Source organism: Desertivirga brevis, from assembly GCF_017355835.1.
Genome location: NZ_JAFEWF010000012.1, coordinates 50,805 through 76,294, shown reverse-complemented (window position 1 = coordinate 76,294; position 25,490 = coordinate 50,805). Strand labels below are relative to the sequence as shown.

Genomic DNA, 25,490 nt, shown 5'->3' with positions numbered 1-25,490 from the left:
CATACGGCCAATATGTTTGCTGATGCAGGCTTTTCTTATTATGTGGGTTTGCTTTCTGCCATCTAAATTAATTTGAGGATTCAATTAATACATCTTTTCCGCCTGGCAGGACCTTAAAGCTAGCCTGATTAAAGTCACAGATCAGGGATAAAAATTCTTCTAAACTCTGTTTCTCATAAAGAGTAGTGGTGAATCGGCGCTCAGCCAGTTCTTCGTCAGCAATCTTTATGGTTACGCCAAACCGGACCTCGAGTAGTCTGGAGGCGTCTTCAAAACTCATATCATTAAAAACAAGGTCTTCTTCTTTCCATTCTGTTGCTCTTTCGGCATCTATCGAGCTCATAATTGCCCGCTTCTGTTTAACGTTATAGGCAATCTGCTTTCCCGGTGTAAGGGTTCCCAATAAAGATAATCCTGTGGAAACTTCAACTTTTCCCCTGATCACCCGGACAAACACATCTTTCCCTGCATTCGGTGAGTTCACGTCAAAGGCAGTTCCCAAAACCCGGGTTTTCACTTCGCCTGTATGAACTATGAAAGGCTTTGAAGCATCATGTTTAATATCAAAGAAACCTTTCCCTGTCAGGTACACATCTCTTGAAGTATCATCTGCAAGCGTGGGAGCATACTTAAGCGTACTTCCATTACTCAGGATCACGGTACTACCGTCCGGGAGCTGTACAAGGTAGTTTTCGCTTGAGGCGGTGCGAGCGGCAATTTCCACTGGTTTTACCGAAGATTGTTGAAAACGGTACTGGAAGGCAAAATAGGATACCATTATAAGGACTGCAGCAGCTGAAGCCACCTGGAAATAGATCTGCCGTAACTTAAATTGACGAACCTTTCGTTCCTCCTGATCTAACTGACTGCTTAACCGTGTGTAAATAGTATCACCTATTACAGTATCAACGATCGCATCAGGTGCTTGCTGCGCCTGGTACAAATTATAATAGAAGTTATAAGAAGCGAGCTCTTCATCGCTTGCAATACCAAGATATACTTTGTCTGCTATTTTTTTAAACTCTTCCCTTTTCATTTTTAGTCGGAGGCTCTGAACATGTTGCTCTTCTTTGCCTTCTATATAGGTAAGGCACACAAATCGAACCCAACCCTACCGACTTTTCACATTTTTCTCATTTTTTTTCTACAAAACTCGCAACACCAACTAAAAAAATAGGAAAAACTACATAATAAGACTAAAAATAAACTGAGAAACCGAAATCTTTATACGTTTCAAGGAAGATGTAATATGTTTTTCTACAGTTTTTTCTGAAATACCTAACCGATCAGCAATTTCCCTGTTAGATAAATGCTCATTCCTGCTCAATTCATACACTTCTTTCCATCTTTCAGGAAGGGAGTCTACACAGTTTTGAATTACACGGCGTAATTCCTTTACTTCAACCCAGTCTGTTACCGGATCTTCTGTCAATTCAGTTTCCTCTATAAAAGATAAAAAGCGTTCCCTGGCTTTGCCTTTACGGATCTGATTAGCGACCTTATACTTTACGGAGCTTAGTAAATAGGACCTGAGGGTTTCAATCTTAAGAGACCCTTTATTGTTCCAGATCCATAAAAAAACGTCCTGAACAACATCCATTGCAGATTCATCTTCTCTCAGAACATTATTGGCAGACCTGTACATAGAGGCCCAGTGCCGAGAATATATCTCACTGAAAGCATCCCGGTCTCCATTATTTAATAAAGAAATAAGTTCTGAATCTGAAGAATCTCTGTAAATCACACCCTACCTCCTGCGGTTATCCGAAGTTAAGTTTTTATTATCGAATGAACAAGTTTGTTACACTAGGATGCACTATTTCTGCAATCGTTTTAACATTTCCATTAACTCCAACTCTCGTCCGTCTTTCATCGATATCCATTTCTAAGTTACAGGCTTATTACTCCATGATAGGAATAATTTTTAGCCTGATAATTTTCATTTCACAATGAGAAGAGGCACCTGGAAGTTATCTCTGGTTGGTAAGGTAGGCTATGACAAGGTAGGAAATCCGGTGATTTGGGGATCACAAAATGAGCCTCAAACAAGTTGAGGCTCACCTGATATAATCAAAAAGCTGCCGGATGGGTGCACCAGCAGCGCACTTATCTTTTATTTAGCCGTAAATGTATATGCTTTTCCAGGAGAGGTACTTAGATCATAAATTAATTCCTTCTTTTCCTGAATGCCTTCAAGCCGTGCAACATTAGAAATTATAGGTTTTGGAATGCTGGCGACCTCGTAAAAAGGATTTGTATTTTTTCCTGTCGCTGACCTAAGAGATATTGTTCCGTTTGCCTTAATCGCACTGGGAACTCTTAACCTGCAATTTCCACCAAGCTTAGAAGTGATTTTTAAGTTTAATATCTTACCATTATCCCAATCCATATCTACAACAAATCCACCCCTCGCTACCAATCCCTTCACGCTACCTTTTTTCCACTGGTCAGGGATCGCTGGAAGCAAATGGATAGCACCATCATGTGATTGAAGGAGCATTTCTGCAATGCCCGAGGTACATCCAAAGTTTCCGTCTATTTGAAATGGAGGGTGTGCATCGAATAGGTTAGGGTAAGTTCCGCCATTCTGACCAGTGGTTTCAGTCGGAGCAGGGTTAAGCTGATCCTGAATTAGCTTGTAGGCCCGGTTTCCGTCCAGTAACCTTGCCCAAAGGTTCACTTTCCATCCCATAGACCAACCCGTAGATTTATCTCCGCGGCTTACCAGAGTATTTCTTGCGGCCTCAAATAGCTCCGGAGTATTATAAGGTGATATCTGGGCACTTGGGAACAATCCATAAAGATGCGAAACGTGACGGTGCCGGTCGTTCTCTTTATCCCAATCCTGTAACCATTCCTGCAGTTGTCCGAATCGTCCCACTTGCATAGGTGGCAATCGTTTAATAAGAGTCTGAATAGTATCTGCGAAGGGTTTGTCTGTTCCAAGAATAGCGGAGGAGCGGATAACATTTGAAAACACATCAAATACGAGTTGATTATCCATCGTTGTTCCGGCGCTTACACCTACTCCGCTTTGATAAGTATTTTCCGGAGACATTGATGGAGATACAACCAGCCATTTTTTCGTCGGTTCCTCCTGCAATACATCCACAAAGAATAGCGCAGCACCTTTTAAAATAGGGTAGTACTCTTTTAAGAAGGTCTTATCCCCGGTATATAAATAGTGCTGCCATAGGTGCTGACTTAACCATGCTCCTCCCATCGGCCACATTCCATAAAATCCTCCATCTACTGGGCCTGTAATGCGCCATGCATCTGTATTATGATGTACATTCCATCCACGAGCATGATACATTTGAGATGCACTTTCTTTGCCGGTTACTGAAAGGTCTTTAAGCATTTCAAATAAAGGCTGGTGCATTTCAGACAAAGCGGTGACCTCTGCTGGCCAGTAGTTCATTTCCGTATTAATGTTTATGGTGTATTTGCTATCCCAGGCCGGGTTTAACTTATCATTCCATTTCCCCTGGAGGTTGGCAGGATTAGAGCCAGGCAATGAACTGGAGATTAACAAATACCTTCCGAACTGGAAATACAAGGATGTTAATGCCGGATCGTTACCGGTAGCGAAATCGGCAATCCGAAGGTTAGTAGGTTTCTTAATGGCATCAGTAGTTCCAAGATTCAGGCTAACCCTGTCGAAATACCTTTTATAAGAGGCGATATGAGCTGTCTTAATCTGCTCATATTTCTTCTTAACTGCGGCATTTAGATAGCTCGCAGCCTTTTCTACTTCATTACCGCTGATGTCTTTGTAATTGATATAATTTGTTCCGATGGAAATATAAAGGGTTACGGCATTAGCATTCGAAACCTGGATGGTACTATCGGTAAATAGTACTTTTCCACCATCAGCCTGTGGCTGCACCTGAACCTGGTAGCGTACTTTACCTTTCTTGTTGTCAACAGAGCTGGAAAGCCCCGACAAAAGCAGTTTTCCGTTCTGGGTCTGAACCTGGTATTCCTTAAAAGGACTATTCATTCCAACTGTGAAGGAAATGCTGTTGGTTTTATCTGCTGTAAGGCGAACTAACATAACTTTGTCTGGAATGGAAGCAATATATTCCCTTCTAAAGTTCACTCCATTATTGTTGTATGAAACACTTGACACCGCCTTGCCTATATCCAGGTCGCGCCGGTAGTTGGTCGCCTGCTCCTGCCCCTTAAACCGTAAAAACAAGTTACCCGCAGTCTGATACTGCATTCCATAATTCAGGTTTGCAGGTGCTTGTCTCGGAAAAGTTTGATTAGAGAGATCCTGGGCTTCTTTATATTTTCCCTCAAAGATCAACTTTCTCATTTGCTGGATTGATTCGTAGACATTCTGGGGAATGTTATTTCCCGGCTCTCCAGCCCAGATAGTTTCTTCGTTTAGCTGTAAACGGTCATCATTAAGACCACCAAATACCATTGCTGCAAGGCGACCATTTCCAATTGGAAGGGCTTCGTTCCAGTTCGAAGCTGGTTTATCATACCATAAGCTTAATTTCCCATCTGCCTTTTGTGCAAAAGATCGGATAGTAAGTAAAGCAAGTAGTGAAAGTAGTAGCGAGCGTGTGCTTCTTTTCATTTTATTAAGTTTCTCGTTATTCTATGGTTTCCCAAACCTGTTAAAAAAGTCTAATAGCCCAGGATTTAAGGTTCACCTCAAAATGGGTTTATAATTATTAGTTCTATTTCAAATGAGACTTTCTCATTTTAGGTTTTACGGTAGTTTTGTTCTTTAACTTACCTACTAGCGTTTCACAAACTGCTTGAGGGTACTCGAAACTGAAATAGCACTTTTTTCTATTTAAATTCGGCGAACAAAGCTAATCCCGACGCAAAACAAACTGGTAAAAAAATTGAGTTAAATAGTATAAATTTTGGTAAAATAACTTCTATTGCCCCAATTTTAACTAAAATACCAATTCCTCGACCTCTTTTATCAAAAATTTTACTCTGTTTTTATTGGCAGCAACGAGCTTTGAAAAGCTAATTGCAAGCAAAAAAGCTTTCTGATGAAAGCTCAATGTGTGTTCTGTTAATTGCTGTGCAGGCATAGGAACAACAAAGGACAGGGCAATTATAAACCGATAATTAAAGAACTAACCAAATCAAAATCTTTACCATGGATACCTCTTAAAAAACGAGATTAAAAATCTACGCCAACGTTAGCATTCTGCCCGCGAACGACTTATTTATAACCAGATAATTAGAACCAATATTATGAAAGCACATTTCCTGCAAACATTCCTGAAAAGATCATGGTATGCGCAGTGTTGCGTTATTATACCATGTTTATTAAACCATGAAGCATTCGCAGAGAGCGAGGTAAGGACGATTTTATTGAATAGTGCTGACCGCGTGGTCGCTTTAAGATCGGCAAAAATAGATATTAAAGGCCGGATTCTGGATGAAGACGGAAGTCCCTTGCCGGGGGTTAGCATCCGGGTAAAAGGAGCAAGTACAGGTGCCGTTACAGACGCAAATGGAAATTTTTCCCTATCCGTTAATGAGGGAAGTTCAATTTTAGTTGTTTCCTTTATAGGCTATAAAACGATTGAATACCCGTTAAATGGGCGCACGTCTGTCGAGATCCGAATGGCCCCTGATCGCTCAAGCCTTAATGAAGTTGTAGTTGTTGGATATGGAGAGCAAAAGAAGGAAACACTCACAGGATCTGTAGCAAATGTATCAGGGAAAACTATTCAAAAAAGCCCTATGCCTAACATTACCAACTCCATACAAGGACGTCTTCCAGGAGTTGTTGCCAACAACGCTACAGGTGAACCCGGTCGCGACGATGCCCAGATCCTCATCCGGGGAAGAAGTACCTTCGGAAATACTCAACCATTGTTAGTGATTGACGGTGTTATCAGGCCAACAGAGGGTTTAGGACGAATAGATGCCTCTGAAATTGAAAGCATAACAGTTTTGAAGGATGCCTCTGCCGCCATTTACGGCGCGAGAGCCGCCAACGGTGTTATATTAGTAAAAACGAAACGGGGAGCCGTTGGAAAGCCGACATTTAATTTTAGTTATAACCAGGGCTTCAGTCAGCCAACACGAGTTCTGGATGTGCTTGATGCCGCTACTTATGCCGAGGTGCGGAATGAGGCTGACCGCAGAAATGGAGCAGCCAGGTTGACTTATACCGATGAAGATATACAGAAATTCCGGGATGGCTCAAGCCCACTCACCCACCCGAACACAGATTGGGTAGATGAAACATTAAAACCATGGTCCCTTCAAAATAAAGCCAATATATCTGTGGATGGTGGAAATGAAGACGTACGATACTTTGTTTCCATGGGTTTGCAGAATCAGGACGGGCATTTTAGAAACAATCCTACCGACTACGGCCAGTATAACCTTCGTACAAATGTTGACGCCACCATAGCGAAAAATTTAAAAGTTTCACTGAATCTTGCTGGACGACTTGAGAAGAGAATGTACCCATCAACCGGAACATGGGTAAACTTTGTCAATATCCTGAGTGCAGAACCAACTATCCATGCGCGTTATCCGAACGGATTGATTGCGGCTGGAAGGTTTACGGAAAACCCTCTATTGAGAGACCAGGTTGGTTATTTGAGACAGGAAAGTCTGCCTGTGCAGAGTACACTAGTAGCAGATTATAAGGTGCCGTTCGTGAAAGGTCTATCTTTTACCGGGAGTTATAGTTATGACTTTACCCATAATTTCAACAAGACCTTCGAAACACCTTATTTCTACTGGCAATACAACGCCAATACGCAAACCTACGACAGGCTTCGATCTACAGTTATCGCAAATCCTACCGTAAGGGATCAGTTCAGCAGGAGCTTTGTAACCACCTACAACCTGCGTGCTAATTATGAGAAATCCTTCAAATTGCACACTGTTGGCCTGTTGCTAGGTCTGGAGCGTGCCGAAACAAAGGGCAACGACATGATGGCGTTCAGAAGGAACTTCCCTACAACTGTTTTGCCTGATATCAATTTTGGAAGCTCAAGTTTGGCAGATCAGAGCACGGCAGGCTCATCTAACCGTAACCGGAGAGATAATTATTTCGGCCGTGCCAATTATAATTACAAAAGTAAATATCTCGCAGAATTCCTATTCCGTTACGATGGATCACCCGTCTTCCCCGAAAACAAACGTTACGGTTTCTTTCCCGGCGCTTCACTTGGATGGCGAGTCTCTGAAGAGCCATTCCTTAAAAAAATATCAGTTATCGATAATCTGAAATTGAGGGCATCTTACGGTGAATTGGGCAACGACAACGTATCCCAGCCTTATTCATACTTAAACACCTACTCTTTAGGCACGTCTTACAATTTTGGCGGTACTGATGCACTTGGTTTAAATCCAGGAGTGTTAGCCAATCCTAATTATACCTGGGAAGTCTTAAAAACAAGCAACATCGGTCTTGATGCAACCTTATGGAAGGGCTTATTGGGTATTGAGTTTGACATGTTCAATCAGAATCGCAGTAATATATTGGCAACCCGTCAGGTGAGTATTTCCGGTTTATATGGATTTCCCGGATTACCTCCTGAAAATATCGGAAAAGTGCGTAACCGCGGATTTGAATTAGTGCTTTCCCATTCCAACAAAACCCACAATATCAACTATAATATACGAGGCAATATCTCTTTTGCGCGTAACAAAATCATCTATTTCGACGAGGTGCCCCTGGCGTATGAGTATCAAAACCAGACGGGCAGGCCAATTGGTGGAGTGCTGATCTACGCAACAGATGGAATATACCGGGATCAGGCAGAAATCGATGCCTCTGTACACCTGGCAAATGCCAGACCTGGCGACTTGAAGTATGTGGATAAAAATAACGACGGAGTTATCAATGCGAATGATATGTACCGCACAAATCTTTCCTCTACTCCTGAAGTTGTGTACGGCCTTGATCTGGGGTTGTCTTACCGCAAACTGGATATATCTTTATTTTTCCAGGGACAAGCACGAGCTCTTTATTTCCCTGGCATCACGGGACTGGGAGGAGCAAGTAACAGTGCTGTGTTCCGGGCGGAGAATCGATGGACTCCCGACAACATTAATGGAACTATGCCGGGATCGGGCGGTAACTTTAATCAATTCAGCGAATTTAATCAGTACAGCGCCTCGTTTTTACGCCTGAAGACTGTTGAAATTGGCTATACTCTTCCAAAGAAAGTAGTTAACCGGATCGGATTAAAAGATATGCGCGTTTATACAAATGCATTTAACGTCTTTACGCTCAGCAAAATCGATTTTCTGGATCCTGAAGGCCGTGCAGATGGAAATGATCCAAACTCGACCCGTACCGATGCAAATTACTATCCTCAACTGCGAGTGTTCAATCTCGGAGTAAATGTTTCATTCTAAATAATAAGATGATGAAAAGAAAATTCTTCAATGCAATTCTGGCAGGGGCATTGCTGACTGCTGGTTGTAACAAAGACTACCTCGATATAACTCCCACAGACAGGTTTGTTTCAGAGATAGCCTGGAGCGATGCTAACCTTGTTGAACTTTATGTAAATGGCATGTACCAGGCAATACCACACGGATTCGAAACCCACATGTGGTCGAAATATACAGATGAGGCCTATGGCGATGACACCTGGCTTTTGGGAACCTGGAATCCAGATAATATCAGCAATTATGGTCAGGCTAGTAACTGGATAGATTATTACACTCGTGCCTATCAATTCATCCGCCGTGCGAATATATTCCTGGCTGAGGTTGGAAACTCCCCTGTTACCGAAGCACGAAAAAAACAACTGACAGCAGAAGTTAAATTTGTCCGTGCGTTTATTTATGCCAATCTAATTTGGAGGTATGGATCAGTGCCTGTGGTGGAAGACACCTACGACCTTACCGATAAGGTAACTTTTACAAAGAAACCGTATGATGAAGTTGTCACTTACCTAACTGCCGATCTGGATGCGGCTATACCAGACTTGCCAACTAAATACAATCCTGGAGATGCCGCCTTTGGAAGAGCCACTAAACACGCAGCCATGGCCTTAAAATCCCGTGTTTACTTATATGCTGCTAGTCCTCTTCAAAATCCCACCAACGATCAGGCAAAATGGCAAAAAGCGGCTGATGCTGCTAAAGTAATTATTGACTTGAACGCTTATCAGCTGCCTGCCGATTATGGGACTTCTTTCCTAAGCACAAATGCTGAGCAGATCTTTGTAAGGACGTTTAATAATACCACCGGCCACCTGGTAACATTTACTAATACCAACAATACCTATGGTGGGTGGGGCGGCTTCGGCGGACGTAATGCTCCTTCTCAGAATTTGGTAGATGATTATGAAATGATTAACGGTGAATTGCCATACCTCGCTAATGGTGCAATTAATCCGGCGTCTAATTATAACCCTAATAATCCCTATGCAAATCGCGATCCGAGATTTTATCAGACAGTGATCTACCAGGGGGATATATTCCGTCCCGAAGCCAGAGGGGCGTTTCCTGCAGCATATGATGTATCCGAATCTGTCTCCGGCTTCGATGCAAGTGGAAATCCTATCCTCATCGGTCCGAGCGCCAGAGGAGCTGATAACTATAAACGGAATGGTGACAACTCACGAACAGGGTACAGCCTTAAGAAGTTTATAGACCGAACTTTACCAATCAGCCGCTCAAACGGAGGCTATTCGCAGCCGTGGATCTTCTTCAGATTGGGAGAGATCTATCTGAACTATGCAGAAGCAATGTCTGAACTTGGCCAAGACAATGTTGCCCGGGAGTATGTAAACAAGATCCGCAAACGCGCAGGTTTACCCGATCTTCCAACCACTATTACCGGTACTGCACTTCGTGACCGGATCCGGCATGAGCGAAGGATCGAATTGGCATTTGAAGGGCACCGCTTTTTTGATGTACGTCGCTGGAAGATCGCTCCTCAGGTGGAATCAATAGACATCAAAGGCGTCGATATTTATAAAAAGCCGGATAACTCACTGGTGTATATACCAAAAGTATTGATTGACAGGCCTACATGGAATGATCGATTTTATTATATTCCGATTCCACGTAGTGAGATCAATAAAGGTGCAGTAACGCAAAGCCCCTTGTGGGATTAAGATAAAGTTTAGAAAAGAGAAGGCCGCGTTAAGCGGTCTTTTCTTTTTTTATATAAGCTGAAGGAGTAATGCCGTATTTTTCTTTAAAGCAGGTTCCAAAGTATTTCGGGTTATTAAAGCCGACTGAGTAGGCAACAGTTGAGATGTTATTTTCACCCGCATCCAATAATTCCTTTCCACGCTGCAGGCGAAGGTCCTTTACAAGCTCTATAGGAGCAAGGTCTGTTAAGCTTTTAAGCTTTTTATAAAAGGTGGATCGGGCCATTCCAAGAGTTTCTGCCACCGTATCAATATTAAATTCAGGATTGTTCATATCGTTATTTACAACCGCTATAACTTTTTTCATGAAGGCTTCATCCTTTTCCGTAATGGTTCTTGCACCTCGATGTAATTGAATAGGTTTGTTATTGTCTTTCAAAGATTGGAAGATCCTCTTTCTTTGTTTAATAAGGTTTTCTATTGCAGTTAAAAGAAAAGCATTATTAAATGGCTTCGGTATATAGTAATCCGCCCCATACTGAAGTCCCTGAATCTGACTTTCGATCGAAAATTTAGCTGTCAGCAAAATTACGGGGATGTGACTGGTAATCTCATTGTTTTTTAACTGATCAAGCATTTCAATTCCATCCATTCCAGGCATCATAATGTCGCTCAAGATCAGGTCTGGCTGTAGTTGCAGTGCCTTCTCGAAGCCTTCCTGGCCATCCGACGCTACTTCAACCCGGTAAAGCTCCGTCAATTGCTGCTTTAAAAATTCCCGAAGGTCCTTGTTGTCTTCAACCAAAAGCACCAGCTCCTGATCTTTATCAAAAGGTTTGAGATGCTTGTATGTTTTATCATTATCTAACATAGCAGATGAACTATGTGAAATAAACGTAGCTTTTTCATGGTCTGTGAATGTCACTTTTTTCGAATCAAAATGGGCCTTTCCCAGTTTTAAAGACACCACAACTGTTAAGCCCCGGTCTGAATTATTATTTGCTGAAATAGTCCCGTTATGCGCTTCAACTATTTCCTTAGCATAAGCCAACCCGATTCCGGTACCACCTCCCTCTGCTTCCACTGATTCTTCGGCCTGATAATACAGTTCAAAGATCTTTGCCAGTTTAGCCTCATCAACCCCTGGCCCCCGGTCGCTTACTTCTATGGTAAATGAATCACCCTTCGATTTTACAGCGACAGAAATGGATTCTCCCACTGGCGTATATTTTAGAGCATTAGATAAGAGATTATAAATTACTACGTCCAGCTTACCTGCATCAACCCAGGCTAACAATGGTTCCTCAGAGAATTGAAGGTCAAAAGCTATATGTTTACGCTTGATCGTTTCACTAAAATAATCACTTATCTCTCGAATAAATTGAACGATCTCAACTTTGGAGACGTGCAGTTGGTCATTCCCACTCTGAAGCTTTCGAAAATCTAATAATTGATTAACAAACTTCAGCATCCTGTTAGCATTTTTCCTTACGAAATCAATATTTGCTACTCCTTGATGCGATAACCTCTCTGTTCGAAAAACTTCCTCCACAGGATTTAGTATCAAAGTAAGTGGAGTCCGGAGTTCATGAGAAACCTTGGCAAAGAAATTAAGTTTCAACTCAGCCAGCTGCTGTTCTACAACGACCTTATTGCGTAACTTCAGCATCGCTAAAGCAGTTCTTCGTACTATTTCGAAGATGACCGACAGCACAATAAAATAAAATATATAAGCCCACCAGGTTCTCCACGGAGGTGGAAGTATGATTATCTCGATACTCTTTATTGGAGTTCGCAGGGGCATTTCCCCGTTTAAGCTTTTAAACTCCAATACATAGTCGCCAGAGGGTAAATTAGTATAGGTAATACGTTTAAGGCCCTGATCGTTATGCCAGGTAGTATCGAACCCCTTCAACCGGTACAAAAATGATTGCTTATTCCGCGAACGATAGTCTAGGGTAGCGTAGTCAATACTGATTATGTTGTCACTAAATTTCAATACCAATTTCTCGGTATAGTTTATACTTCGGCTAAGAATGTGAGAAACTGAAGGCAATACATCCAGGTTATTGATCTGTAAATTGGTAAAGGCAATATTTGCCGGAATTTTCCGCTTCAAAACATCATCGGGGTCGAATGATATTAAGCCTTTGGCTGTACCAAAAATAAAATTACCGCTTTGCAATTTTACGCAGGAAGCTTCAGAGAACCGGACTCGCGGCAACCCATCATACGAGTCAAAATTCCTGGACGTTAAACGGCTCATATCGAAGCGACTCAATCCATTTTGGGTAGCTAGCCACAAACCTCCTGCCTTATCCTCCGCACAACTCAGGAGATAATCACTGGGAAGTCCATCCCTTATCGTGAAATGTTTGAAAGACAAAGATTTCATCGGATCCTGGCCTATCGCTAAATTCAGACCTCCTCCTGAGGTACATAGCCACATTCTATTTTTTGCATCCCGATAGATATACTGTATATCATTATTACCTATACTTTGCCTGTTGTTTGGCAACTTTGTATAACTTTTATACCGATACCCCCGGGCAGGATCTAATACTAACAGTCCACCGGTTGTTCCGATCCAAATCCTGCCATTCCCGTCGAGCGCCAGGTGCCTCACTTTGTTGAAAAGCGATTTAGGATAGTGCTTAAAATAAGGCCCGGTGTGTAAAAATTTTACTTTATCGCCCTCTTGCGATACTAAACTTAGCCCCCGATCAAACGATCCTATCCAAATCCTCTTCTGCCTATCCTGGATCACGCTATAGATCTGATTGCTATTAATGTTATTTACCTTACTGGAGTCTAAGGTGAAGTTGGTTAAATTGTATCTTCCAGCACTGCCATCAACCGGGGTAGCCTTCCATAGTCCCTTAGCCTTTGTACCCAGCCAGACATTTCTATTATGGTCTTCCATAATAGCGTAAACCGCACCCAATCCATTCTGCGGTGAATTTAAAAACAAGTTGGGAACAACCTTATTATCCTTAAGAATATAAAGCTTCCCGTTTTTCACCCCCAACCATAGCCGTTTCTGTTTGTCGTACAAAATTCCGCGGATATCGTTATCAGAGGCAAAACTGGCAGTAGAATCAAGTAATTTATGGTCAAAAGAGTTAGGTTGAAAAACGACCTTAAAAATGCCGCGGTCTTCTGTAGTAAGCCATAAGACTCCGGCTTTATCATAGTATAGATCGTAAACCGTATTGGAGAACCTACGGTTGGGGTCGCTTGGCTTATTATAAAAATAGTCTAATTTACCAGTTGTTCGATTAAAATATCCAAAACCGCCTCCTTTCAAGTTAACCCAGACAATTCCCCCATTGTCTTCGAAAACCCTATAATCACTACCACTTTTAATAATTCCCTTATCTATTGCCTGGGCAAATTGTTCATACACACCATTTGAAGGATTCAGTCTTATCACACCTGCTTTTTCAGGTTCGATCCAGAGATGCCCCGTCAAATCCTCATATATAGAATAAAGAGCTTGCTTTAGGTTGTAACGTGCAGCAAGCCGCCCCTGTCTCATAACAATTAATTCGCCTGATCCTGTTGATACAAACAGCGAACGGTCCTTCTTTGAAATACAGAGGTTCGCTACCCTGCCTGCCGAAATCTTGTTTATCCAGGACTTTTGATTGTATTTGTGATACACCAAAAGCTGGCCCTCCGATGTACCTATATAAATATAATTGTCGTCCTCGGAATACGCAGTACAGCAATTATCTTTCAGCAGCTTGTTAAACTTTTTAACTTTCTTATACTTGCCATTTTGCTGCTTCAAGTAGCAGAACAAACCAGCAGAAGAACCCATCCAGATGGACCTGTCCTGCCCCTCGGTGAGGAATTTTATGTCTACCGGTTTTTCTTCTGTTCCCCCACTTGCAAACCGGACAAATTTTGTAGCAGCTTTTAATCGTGTATCCGGAACATGGAATACTTCTCCACTTACGGTTTGGAGCAAAAGTGTTCCATCGCTGAGCACAACTATGTTATGAAAGGCAATATGCTTTTTTGCGGCTGCATTTATAATTTTTGATACATTCAGAAAACGCTCGGTGGATTTATCAAATCGATAAATCTGCTTATCCGATCCGCGCAGCCACAAATGCTTTTTATTATCTTCGACTATTACATCAATTCGTGCATTCTGAAGCTCTGCGTTGTCGCCTGGAAACGATTTAAAAGTAACAAAATTATGGCCATCAAAACGGTTAATACCATTCCATGTGCCAAACCACATGAATCCCTCTTTGTCTTTGAGTATCCTTGTAATAGCATCATGTGAAAGCCCGTCTTCGGTCGAATAATGTTCGATCCGGCACTTCATTTGGGCTACAACTTTTCCTGCAACAAAACATAGCGCAATAATACAATAACATAACTTATCGAATATTTTCCTCTTCATATAGATGCAGGCCCTATTTAGGCTATTTAACTGGTAAAAATTATCCAGGTCCCAACTGTTAGCATAAAAATAACTAGATTTCCTGAATTCAAGCACTTAACTACCTGCTGCGGCTTTTCCTACATTGAGCTTCCTCCTTTACTACCGGCAGGGAAGAAGTTTAAATATTTCGAAATTCAATGCAACATACATTCGTCTCCCTCCTGCACTAAGGCAATATCTTCGAGCCTCTTCATTCTATTTGAAAAGAATATATTAAAATCATTAGTAAAATCAAGCCTACCTTATAAGCAAAAGGAAGCCCCCTCAGATTCTTTTGAGGCGGCTTCCCTTTTTGGTTTCTGTATGAACTGATTATTTTATTTTTTATTGATAACCCTGATTTTGAGTAAACTCGTTCTTGTTAGTCACCGCATCTAATTGGGTTCTTGGAATAGGTCGCACGGTATGGTATGGTTGAATATTAGGAGCCACGTCTGGATTGTATTTCTGTACGCGCTCCAACAGCTTCCCAGTCCTCTTCAAATCATACCACCTGATCTGCTCTCCAGCAAATTCCCTTGCCCGTTCATCCAGAATAAAATCGAGTGTTACATCGGGTGCACTGATTTGCATTTCGGCAACTTTTCCTGGCTTCGCAGCCCTGGAGCGCACGAAGTTGATGTAATAAGCAGCAGAGTCAGCTCTTCCTAATTTCAATTGCGCTTCTGCTGCAATCAGGTACAACTCGGCAAACCGAATTACGAAAGCATCCCTTGCACTTTGAGCCTCATTAAAAGAAGGCCGGGTCGGATCAAGGAATTTAGACAAAGACGGATACCTTAACTGATCTTTTACCGTGCCATTTGTATTGTAAATAAAATTCCGGTCGTATACCTGGTAATTCCGGGCCGATGCGTTTGTAATTACTTTTCTTGTTGCAAGAATAGCAGTATCTCCTACTTTCTGGTTCGGTCTTCTTTTTAAAACATCTGTATTATTTGCATACCATACTTCCTGGAAAGAGCCCTCATACCTGGCATCATTATCAGAGTAAAGATCGAGAAGGAACCGGGTAGGCATGTATCTGTTGAAAGGCCTGCCATTAACAATATCTCTCGTCATTCCTGTCTCTGTGTCATACTTCATTGTAAATAACATATGAGCACTATTACTACCTCTACTGTGACCATAAGGGTTTGAAATTTCATTAGTCACGTCGTTAAGGGCAAGATTTGAAGAGTAATTTACAGTATATACCACTTCCTTGTTCTTAAGGTTACTCATCTTCCATAGATCTGCGAAGTTAGGTAGCAGTTGAAACCCATAATTGCCGTTTATGACAGCTCTTGCATTATTATTCGCTTCAGCATTCTTGCCGTTAAAGAGATAAACTCGAGCTAAAAAAGACTGAGCAGCAGGTTTAGTAACCCTGCCAAAATCCGTTGAACTCGGTGGAAGGTTTTTGACAGCGAATTCGAGATCTGAAATAATTTGGTTATAGAAAGTTTCTACCGGAGTTTTATTGGCAACAGTAACAATTCCAAACGTTTCTTCTAAAGATAAATGCACGCCACCCCAGGTTTCCACAATATGCCATAGATAAAAAGCCCTTAAGAATCGCAGCTCAGCTTCGCGAATGGGGCGTAAGGCTGTAGTTAGATTGGCATTATCGATCCGTTTAAGGCCTGCATTACAAACATTCACTCCTCCATATAAAGCTTGCCATTCTATCCTTAAGGCACCATTAGTTCCCTGAAGATTGACGTATTTAGTTAGATCCGGATAAACGTCGCCTGCTCCGCTCATCCATAAGTCTGTTCCCATTTCTGAAATACTAATTGCTTCTTCCTTACCATACCACCATCTCTGATAGGAGTAGGCCGCGTTAACAAGGGTTTCAAAACCTTCAGGAGTTGTATAAACATTTTCTGCAGTTAATCCACCGGGGTTGTACTCTTCCAGAGTTTCTTTGCACGAAGTTAGAGTGAGAGCCCCTAACAAAATATATAGTGATTTTTTAATATATGTATTCATCTTATTATTGATTTGGGATTAGAAAGTAGCATTGATACCGAACACGTATAATTTGGTCATTGGGAAATTTTCAGAACCTCCCCTTTCCGGATCATAATCCTTTAATCTGTCAGATTTCGTCCAGGTAAACAAGTTCTTTCCGGTTGCATAAACCCTGAAGTTGTTGACGAAGCTTTTATTGAACAAGGATTTTGGCAACGTATATCCTAATGAAAGATTTCTTACCCTTAAAAATGACCCATCTACATAACCGATAGTACTGGAAAAACGCATACTAGCAAGAGAAAGGCCGGAGTTCGGCCTAGGATAAAGGTTCGAAGGGTTCTCAGGTGTCCAATAATTAATAATCCCCGAACTCTGACCCAAGCCCTGAGGATCGTAACGGCGAAGAAAATCGGGATCAATCATTTGACCTATACGAGCAAAAATGTAAACGTTGAAATCAAAGTTTTTGTACTTGATGCTATTATCCAACCCTCCAAACCATCTTGGACGCTGGCTTCCGACGATCGTCCGGTCATTTGTATCATCAATTTTCCCATCATTATTAAGATCCCTCACCTTAATATCTCCTGGTTTTTGACCGAACTTTGCTGCCTCAGTTTCCTCTCCCAACTGCCAGATCCCTAACTTCTCATAATCATAAAACACCCTTATCGGAGAACCAACAAACCAGCCATTTCCTATATCTGCAGTTACTCCGGAAAAGAGCTCTGTTATTTCCTCTTTATTGCGTGTGAACGATAAGGTGGAAGTCCAGCTGAAATTGGTTTTCTTGATATTGTTTGAAGTTGCGCTTAATTCTATACCTCTGTTCCTGGTTTTTCCGATATTCTGTATCACCTGATTAACGCCGGTACTTGGTGGCAATCCTCGTGGAAGCAGTAGGTCAGATGTCTTGCTATCATAGTAATCAAGAGTGGCAGATAGCTTGTTTTTAAGAACTGAGATATCTAATCCAAGATTTGTTGTAGCTGTAATTTCCCATCCAAGCTGGTCGTTTCCTACCCGTCTGTTTACTGTGTACCCGGGTGCTGAAGCTTCATCCCAACCGAAAGCAACCTTCACCAATGTACTGGTGGTAGAATAGGGAAGCACAGAATAGTTACCTGCCTTACCATAACTTACACGTAACTTCAGATCGTCAATCGCGGATACATTTTTAAGAAAAGGCTCATCCTTCACTCTCCAGGCAAAAGCGGCTGAGGGAAAAAATGCCCATTTATTACCCTTTGCAAGGATTGAAGAACCGTCAGTTCTACCAGTAAAAGTGAAGAGGTATTTTCCATCGAAACTATAGTTTACTCTTCCGGCGAAGGAAACAAGATTAGACATGCCATAATCAGTATTAACCCCTATATTCTGGGTGGCATTTTCCAGTGCATAAAAAAGTTGGCTCTTCGATAGCTGATTTTCCCCCTGTGCTCTTATGGTATCCGCCCTATTCCATAAAAAGCTATTCACACCAGTCAGCGTCAGGGAATGCTTATTAATGGTTTTCTGATAGTTAACAACATTTTCAAGGTTTATTAAAAATCCGTTTCCTGCGGTATATGTTGCTAAAGGAGCAGAACCGTTCCGATCGATAGAAGTACGTGAAGCATAAGTTCCACCACGATTGTTAAGGATAGTTGACCCAAGTGTAGACCGTGCTGTTAAACCTTTCGCCGGATTTACCTCGATAAAAGCATTCGTCAGCACTCTTGTAAGCAAGTTACGGTTAGTGTAAACGTCGGGTTGTTCATCAGCCAGAGGGCTAACCGCAGAACCACTTAAAGGATAAACGATGAAATTTCCCTGATCATCATAAACGGTACCTAAAGGATTGATCTTATTTGCCTGATTTAAAGGATCTCGGCGGATACTTTGTTCATAACGAGTGAGCTGTGCCTGCATCCCTGCTTTGAAAAACTTTCCGATTTTTTGATCAATATTTAATCTTCCAGCATACCGATTAGACCAGTCCTGTTTAAAGATCCCTTTCTCACGTAAATAATCCAGTGAAAAATAAACTTTAGTATTTTCAGTGCCTGCATTCACACCTAACTGATAATCCTGTTGTGTACCATTATGGATCAATAGATCCTGATAATTAAGAAACTGGTTATTAGCAATTGCAGTCAGTTCTGCACTATTAAAAGCTTTTGTATCATCAGTCACACCATTTGTTCGGTAAGCTTCCCTCCTTAAGGCAGTCCATTGCTCCATATTCATGACGTTAGGATACCTGGCAACTTGTGAAATACCCGCATAAGGATTAAATGAAACTGTTGCTTTTCCGGTAGTTCCTTTCTTTGTGGTGATGATAATAACCCCGTTTGCTCCTCTGGAACCATAGATAGCTGTTGAGGAGGCATCTTTAAGGATATCCATAGACTCGATGTCATTTGGATTAATATCCTGAATCTCCGAATACTGAACCCCGTCAACAATGAACAATGGACCATTTGTCGCGCTGATAGAGCGATTACCACGAACCGTAATATTTACGCCGGAAGAGGCAGACCCGCTACTTCTGGTAATATCTACTCCCGGTACTTTACCCTGAATAGATTCTATGATACTCGCAGATGGAACCTCGGCAATCTCTGCTCCCTTAACTGAAGCAACCGAACCGGTAAGATCGCGTTTCCTTACAGTTCCATATCCTACTACTACTACCTCATTTAGGCCAGTAGAGGTTTCTTTTAAAGTGATCTTTAGTGTCTTTTGATTTCCAACAGTCCTTTCCAAAGTTGAGAAACCTATATAGGTAAAAACTAGAACGGAGCTGGTATTAGGAACAACAATAGAGAACCGTCCATTCGCATCTGTTATTGCTACAGTATTTGTTCCCTTTACTTTCACATTTACACCAGGTAGCGACACTCCTTTTTCGTCGGTAACTGTTCCTGTGATGTTTTCACGTTGTTCAGCCTCTTCAACTGTCGTAGTTGTTCTAGGCTGGTTCTTCTGAATCACGATGTACTGGTCCTTTATATTCCAGCTAACATTTTTGCCTTTCAGGAGGTAGTTCATAACCTCCTCCAGGCTTGCTTTAACAAAGTTGACTTTCACCTCTTCTTTGTCGTTCAATAAGGTATTACTGTAAAATACCGTTAAGCCTGTTTGCTTTTTGATCTCTTTAAAGACCTGTGAGATTGTTGTACTGCTTTTAGTTATAGAAACATTGTTCTGCGTATAACCAAACAGCGTGTTCATAAATAGCATTAAAAATGCAAAGGCAAGAACCGAACCTTTGCCTGGTGTGAGATTCTTCATACAATTGGTTATTTTTCTCCCTAGACAGAAATAGTATGAAAACGGGTGAAAAGAATTGTATTTTTTTTGTGGGATATTATTTTAGATGAAGGACATCCCCCTTAAGGATACATTTTGCTCCGGTGGCAGCTTCGATATTATGCAGAAACAGGTTTAAAGGCTTATGTTTGTTTATCTCCCCGGTAATGCGAAGATCTTCCAGTGATTTATTATCAAATACTACACTATTAATATCAAACCAGCGTGGAATAATTTTAGCAATGGTAGCCAAATCCTCATCTTCAAAATGATATGATCCCGCCATCCAGGAAGTAACCGAGGCTGGGTCAAATGACGAAGTGGAAAAGCCTTTTCCTCTTAAATATTTAGCCTGAATGCCTGGGTGCAAAACAATGTGATCGCCGTTACCTGCGGAAGTTTTCACTGCCCCATGAACTAAGGATGTAACAACGGCTGGAGTATAGGCATCTATATTAAATTCCGTTCCAAGTACTTGAACATCCGTTTCAGGTGTGTGAACAATAAACGGCTTTTTTTCATCTCTAGCTACTTTAAAGTAAGCCTCGCCTGCTAGGAAAACTTCTCTTTTTATCCCTGTGAACTTGATAGGGAATTTTAAACTCGAGGAGGAATTCAAAAAGACTTCCGTCCCATCTGCCAAAACAATTTTATAATCCAGTTTCGCAGGGATGCTTAGTGTACTCCACTGATTTGAATCTCCTTTTACATTGCCTAGATAAAGGCCGTCCTCACTTGCAGTAACGGTAGTACCCAGGACATCTATATCTTTCTTTCCCTTAACATCTAAATCAACAGACGTCCCATCTTGCAGGGTCAGTTTAATACCCGCAGGAAAACTCTGCTTTTTAATCGCCGTTGAATGTTCTGCTACGCCGGGCTTAAGATAAAAATAAATTGATAAGGCAAATGTGATAATGCAAATAGCCGCAGCAGGAAAATAAAACTTGTAAGAGTATTTCCTAGGTTCCTCTGCCTGTAATTTTTCTATCTGAGCTTCAATTTTACTCCAGGCTGTTTCTTCGTTAATTTTCTTAAGGAATCTTTCCGACGAATGCGATTTACCAAACGTCTCGATCTCCTTCCACTTTTCTCTTAGCTCTTCATCTTCAAGAAGACGGTCATTCAAAAATTCATCATCCTCAGGAGAAATGGTTCCTCCCAGCTTCTGAAACATTAGCGAAATGATATCCTTGTCCTCTTTCATTTATTCGTTGACAGCTATTACAGAAAAGCGGGTGAATCAAATTAAAGAATTTAATTTTGATCGTAAACTCTTCAGAGCAAGCTTCAGGTGAGTTTTAACCGAATTGATACTAATTCCCATAGCGCTGGCTGCTTCCTGATACTTCTTTTCTTCCAAATATACTAGGTTTACAACTTCCAAACGCTGTTTCGGCAAGGCGGCTAGCATCAGTTCGAGTCGTTTAGAAAATTCCTTCCTCTCCAGGTCTGGGTTAACAGAAAATTCATCTAAAGTATCCAAAAAGCTGTTCAGCCTCTTTTCCTCGGTTTTCCTTTTTTCCAGCAGATTAAAACAGCGGTTCCTGACTGCAGTATGAAGATAAGACCGTAGAGAGGTGTTAATATTACCTAGAATTTGCTTCTCCCAGGCCTCCAAAAAAAATGACTGCACCAGATCCTCAGCCTCCATCTCATCTTTAAGAATGTAAAAGGCTTCTAATACTATTCCCTTATAATAATGCTTGAAGATCTGTTCATAGCCCCGCAGTCCGTCTCCATTCTTTATTTGCTGTAAAAGTAGCTCTTCCTTATCATCCATATAGGTAAACTAATGATCAGGGGAAGGATGTTTCTAAATTTCCATCTTTTTTAACAATTACGCTAACGTTGTCATTGAAAGATAAAAAAATAAAGGTCCCTATTCCTCGTTGTTAATGGTTAATTCATATTGGTTATTGTTGTTAGCTAAATAAGTCATAATTTATATTATATCCAATCCTCATTATCATAAACATTGCAAATCCTGACGGGAAGGAATGCATCCTGTTTTTGCTGAAGAGAACAGTTTTACATGGGAATGAAGCCACTTGGCTGTTATAGGAGGATTTTCAAGGATTTTCCTCCAGAATCCTGTCGCGATCGCCTATCTCAAGTTCCATATAGTTACTCATCCCTTCAACGTAATCTGTTGCTATGTACAGGGCTAGCTCTTTCAATTCCTCATCTGTAGGCTCTCGCCAAAAAGCCCTGACGTATTGCTCAGCCTCAAGATCTGATAAAATAGTATCTACAGAATTTCCATTCTCGGGTAGGTTGTCCATTTTGGAGAGGGAACGGCTTTCTTTCCATCAGAGTCGGATTTTGGAATCAAAAACAGCATAAGTGACAATTAAGCACTTATGCTGTAAATAGACTTAAGAGTAACCGATTCTCAATTGATTGGATCTGCTAAAGGAAAATCGATCGGGATTTCGGTTGCAGCGTAAACATAATTAGTAAATGTTCTCAAAGTGACCAGTCCGATCAGCTCGATTAAAGCGGCTTCATCATAACCTGCAGCAAAAAAATTGTGGGTAAGCGTAACATCTGCCTGGCCTTTATTCTCTGCAATTGATTGCGCCAAAAGGATAATGGCATCCAATTTTGTGTCTTTCGAAATGCCTTTCCTGATCTGAATGGTTTCCTCCTTAGTGAAGCCTTTCATTTGAGCAATGGCGGTATGAGCAGCGAGACAATAATTACAAGCATTTACCTGCGAAACGACTAGGTTAATGGCCTCACGCTCCTTAGCTGTAAAAATGCTGCTGCTTGTTAGAGTTGCTTCGTAATCCAGCATGCTTTTCAACGCCGTGGCAGAATAGCCGATAGTTGCGTACAGGTTAGGAACTTTTCCCATTTTTTTCTGTATCTGATCAAAAATTGCCTGCGATTCAGTGCTTACCTGCTCTCTTGCAGGTACTGTGATAGTTTTCATGATATATATGAATTAATAAGTAATAAGCTGTTGTTAGATATGAGGGTGGCGGTTGAGGTATGCCCTGGCCGAATCGCTCATGGTAACAATGGCCCCACCAAGGATGACAAGGTCCTTAATAACGAGTCTGCCACGTGCTGATAAATAAGGAAATCCCCATTGGTGGTCAGTCAGATGCGGCACCCAACTTTCAGGTGTTGTTATCAGAAATGACAGGGTACCGAGCGTCATTATAAGAATTAATATGTTGCCGATTATACTATAAAGAGGAGCTACAGGGTGCAGGGCAACTAAAATAGCCATCGTGATCAGCAGGATACCCAGGCCTTTTGAGAAGCCATAAGTATTATTTTGAACATGCCACTCATGGTTAGCGGCAATCAGCTCGCCCTCCTTGTTCATGTGCTGCTTGTAGTCAGTAGGAAAGTTGTAAAAGAAAGACATAAAAGGACTGTTTGCCACAAAAGGCACGATGCCGTCGGCCTCATAAGTGAAGAACTTCAGGCCACCTATCCAAAGAAATACGACGACAATTCCGAAGCGTATGGCATTTTTTCCAAATTGGTCCAGGCTGGCTACAGTATTTATGATTGAATTTTTCATGCTGTTTATTTTTTTACCAAAAATACAGCTGCCTCCAACGCCGGAACATGGACCGAACAGGCCAATCCATGGACAAATCCTTCAAGCCCCTTTTTTATCCATAACTACAGATTTTACACGGCAACGATTCGACAGATTGGTTAGACTCATTTGAACATTTTACACCGTCTTTTAAGATTATCTCTGATCGATAATAAATTTGATAATTATATCAGCTGAAGGAGCGCATAATCCTCTATTTTTGAATGCAGATCACAATGCGCAATACTTATAGTATGTTAAAGCCCATACCGGTTATTTATTCTTCATCTGGCGAATATTTGTTAGGCTTGCAACACCTGGAGGGAGAAGCCTTATGCAATCCCACGCAATATTCAGAATATACCATTTTACTGATCACACAAGGAAAAGGTATATTTCAGGCAGATTTCGGTGCTTTCCCGTTTACCGCTCCTGCTCTCTTATTTGCTACCCCCTTACAAGTACTTCACCTGCGGGACTGCATTAATTTGCGATGCGTTGTGCTGCAATTCCACGGTGATTTTTATTGCATCGAATATCATCGCAAAGAAGTTGCATGTAACGGACTTTTGTTCAACAATATCTATTTAGATCCGATCATTTCTCTCTCCGACACTCAGTCCGCTAGCTTTTCAAGAATACTAAAGGAAATGGAGGAGGAAGCAAGGCTGGACTGCCCTTCCGAGATCGTTATCCGCTCCTATTTGCAACTCTTTCTTGCGAAATCAAGCAGTATCAAAATGAGGGAGCTTGATGGAACTTCTGTTTTAATCAAAAAAGATGAACAGATGGAAAAATTCAGGCAGCTTTTAGATCAGCATTACCTTAATCTGCGCAAACCGGCAGACTATGCCAGTCTATTGGCAATGACACCGGATAATTTCACCCGTCGCAGCCAGCACTACTTTAAAAAGACGCCATCGCAGTTAATCCAGGAGCGGCTGGTACTGGAAGCTAAAAAGCAACTTCACCTGACACGGCAAAGCATCAAGGAAATTGCTTTTAATCTGAAGTTTCAGGATGAGTTTTACTTCAGCAGGTTTTTTAAAAAGATCACTAAAGTTTCACCCCAGGCATTCAGGGACAGAACCGGGATATCTATTGTAGCAGATTTACCCAAAAGCTGATCAATCAAATTTCAGTTCTTGGGTGAATTATCTTATACCGTTCAGTTCAGATGTAACTTTTTAAATTCCAGTGGCTTCATGCCAGTTTGCTTTTTGAACAGACGGGTAAAGTAAGAACTATTCTCAAAGCCAAGTTGGTAGGCAATTTCAGCAACACCCTGTTGTCCTTCCCTCAAAAGGTTCTTGGCTTCACTAATTAATGAGATATGAATCAGATCCATCGCCGTTTTGCCGGTTTCCTGTTTCAACAAATCACTCAGGTATCGCGGGGAGACAAACAGGCTTTCAGCCAGATGGTTCACCGATGGTAATCCTTGTGTTTGTAAAAGGCCCTTGTGGTAATAGTCCTGAAGAACCTCAAGAAAACGGGTAGCCGTTTTGCCCGATACTTCGGTGCGATTAACAAATTGGCGTTTGTAGTAGCGCTGTGCATACATCAGTACGGACGCAAGATGGCCAAGGATGATTTCCCTACTATACTCGTCCGGGTTATTTTCATATTCCGATTTGATTTTATCATGCAGCTCCCAAATAACGGCTTCTTCACGTGGCGACAGATGCAGCGCCTCGTTGACCTCATAATCGAAGTAGCCATATTTCTGGATAGCTTTATAAAGTTCATGCCCGTTCAAATAATCCTCATGGATCAGCAGCATAAATCCCCTTTCTTCAAACTCCAGGTTCTTCATCTCGATGATCTGCCGGGGTCTTACAAACATCATGGATCCGTTGGAATGGTCATACTCTGTACGACCATAAAGTATCACGCCTGATTTAACCTTTTTGAAGCCGATCATATAGCAGTCAGAGGTAAACTCACGGTCACCCAAAGGGCAGTCGCTCTGACAGCCTATCACACTAAACAGGGGGTGTTCCGGCGGAGCCCAGCCATTTCCTTTGTGCAGATCCGTAAGTGTGCTGTAATGTTTCATATTGTCATACAATGTAGGGCGTTATCACTAAAAAATAAAACCAAATACTGCTCTTAGCTTGCAATATTTTTCTATAATGATGGTAAGGGCGCCCTG

The 25,490-nt window shown here is 41.5% G+C and carries 15 protein-coding genes; 3 read left to right on the top strand and 12 right to left on the bottom strand.

Annotation, left to right across the window (positions count from 1 at the left end):
- Window positions 1-67: 67 nt before the first annotated feature.
- The 3 genes from J4N25_RS23555 to J4N25_RS23545 form a co-directional block, all read right to left on the bottom strand.
- A complete protein-coding gene (locus J4N25_RS23555) occupies window positions 68-1,036 on the bottom strand; it encodes a FecR family protein (protein ID WP_207424345.1) in 969 nt (322 codons plus the stop codon).
- Window positions 1,037-1,183: 147 nt separating this feature from the next.
- On the bottom strand, window positions 1,184-1,744 hold the full coding sequence (locus tag J4N25_RS23550) for an RNA polymerase sigma factor (RefSeq protein ID WP_369410878.1): 561 nt from the start codon (window positions 1,742-1,744) through the stop codon (window positions 1,184-1,186).
- 369 nt (window positions 1,745-2,113) lie between these two features.
- Entirely contained in the window at window positions 2,114-4,591 is a 2,478-nt protein-coding gene (locus tag J4N25_RS23545) for a glycoside hydrolase family 95 protein (RefSeq protein ID WP_207424344.1), read from the bottom strand.
- Window positions 4,592-5,229: 638 nt separating this feature from the next.
- Between J4N25_RS23545 and J4N25_RS23540 the strand changes: the two genes are divergently transcribed.
- Window positions 5,230-8,367: a SusC/RagA family TonB-linked outer membrane protein gene (locus tag J4N25_RS23540; RefSeq protein WP_207424343.1), complete on the top strand. Its 3,138-nt coding sequence runs from the start codon at window positions 5,230-5,232 to the stop codon at window positions 8,365-8,367.
- A gap of 8 nt (window positions 8,368-8,375) precedes the next feature.
- Entirely contained in the window at window positions 8,376-10,082 is a 1,707-nt protein-coding gene (locus tag J4N25_RS23535) for a RagB/SusD family nutrient uptake outer membrane protein (RefSeq protein WP_207424342.1), read from the top strand.
- A 28-nt stretch (window positions 10,083-10,110) separates the two neighbouring features.
- Here J4N25_RS23535 and J4N25_RS23530 read toward each other — a convergent pair whose 3' ends face one another.
- The 8 genes from J4N25_RS23530 to J4N25_RS23495 all read right to left on the bottom strand — a co-directional run bounded on the left by J4N25_RS23530 (window position 10,111) and on the right by J4N25_RS23495 (window position 23,314).
- Window positions 10,111-14,478: a hybrid sensor histidine kinase/response regulator transcription factor gene (locus J4N25_RS23530; protein ID WP_207424341.1), complete on the bottom strand. Its 4,368-nt coding sequence runs from the start codon at window positions 14,476-14,478 to the stop codon at window positions 10,111-10,113.
- A 366-nt stretch (window positions 14,479-14,844) separates the two neighbouring features.
- The gene (locus J4N25_RS23525) at window positions 14,845-16,494 is read right to left on the bottom strand and encodes a RagB/SusD family nutrient uptake outer membrane protein (protein WP_207424340.1); all 1,650 of its coding nucleotides are present in this window, start codon (window positions 16,492-16,494) and stop codon (window positions 14,845-14,847) included.
- Between the two features lie 18 nt (window positions 16,495-16,512).
- Window positions 16,513-19,755: a TonB-dependent receptor gene (locus J4N25_RS23520; RefSeq protein ID WP_242696004.1), complete on the bottom strand. Its 3,243-nt coding sequence runs from the start codon at window positions 19,753-19,755 to the stop codon at window positions 16,513-16,515.
- Between the two features lie 76 nt (window positions 19,756-19,831).
- Entirely contained in the window at window positions 19,832-20,980 is a 1,149-nt protein-coding gene (locus J4N25_RS23515; protein WP_207424339.1) for a FecR family protein, read from the bottom strand.
- A 36-nt stretch (window positions 20,981-21,016) separates the two neighbouring features.
- The gene (locus J4N25_RS23510) at window positions 21,017-21,556 is read right to left on the bottom strand and encodes an RNA polymerase sigma factor (protein ID WP_207424338.1); all 540 of its coding nucleotides are present in this window, start codon (window positions 21,554-21,556) and stop codon (window positions 21,017-21,019) included.
- Between the two features lie 289 nt (window positions 21,557-21,845).
- Window positions 21,846-22,058, bottom strand: a complete 213-nt coding sequence (locus J4N25_RS23505; protein ID WP_207424337.1) for a hypothetical protein — start codon at window positions 22,056-22,058, stop codon at window positions 21,846-21,848.
- 110 nt (window positions 22,059-22,168) lie between these two features.
- Complete coding sequence (locus tag J4N25_RS23500; RefSeq protein ID WP_207424336.1) at window positions 22,169-22,711, bottom strand: carboxymuconolactone decarboxylase family protein; 543 nt, start codon at window positions 22,709-22,711, stop codon at window positions 22,169-22,171.
- Between the two features lie 33 nt (window positions 22,712-22,744).
- Window positions 22,745-23,314: a DUF417 family protein gene (locus tag J4N25_RS23495; RefSeq protein ID WP_207424335.1), complete on the bottom strand. Its 570-nt coding sequence runs from the start codon at window positions 23,312-23,314 to the stop codon at window positions 22,745-22,747.
- Window positions 23,315-23,571: 257 nt separating this feature from the next.
- Between J4N25_RS23495 and J4N25_RS23490 the strand changes: the two genes are divergently transcribed.
- Window positions 23,572-24,462 carry a helix-turn-helix domain-containing protein gene (locus tag J4N25_RS23490; protein ID WP_207424334.1) on the top strand — a complete coding sequence of 297 codons (891 nt, stop codon included), beginning with the start codon at window positions 23,572-23,574 and terminating at the stop codon, window positions 24,460-24,462.
- Window positions 24,463-24,503: 41 nt separating this feature from the next.
- Here the strand turns inward: J4N25_RS23490 and J4N25_RS23485 are convergent, their stop codons facing one another.
- Window positions 24,504-25,394, bottom strand: a complete 891-nt coding sequence (locus tag J4N25_RS23485) for a helix-turn-helix domain-containing protein (protein ID WP_207424333.1) — start codon at window positions 25,392-25,394, stop codon at window positions 24,504-24,506.
- Between the last annotated feature and the right edge of the window lie 96 nt (window positions 25,395-25,490).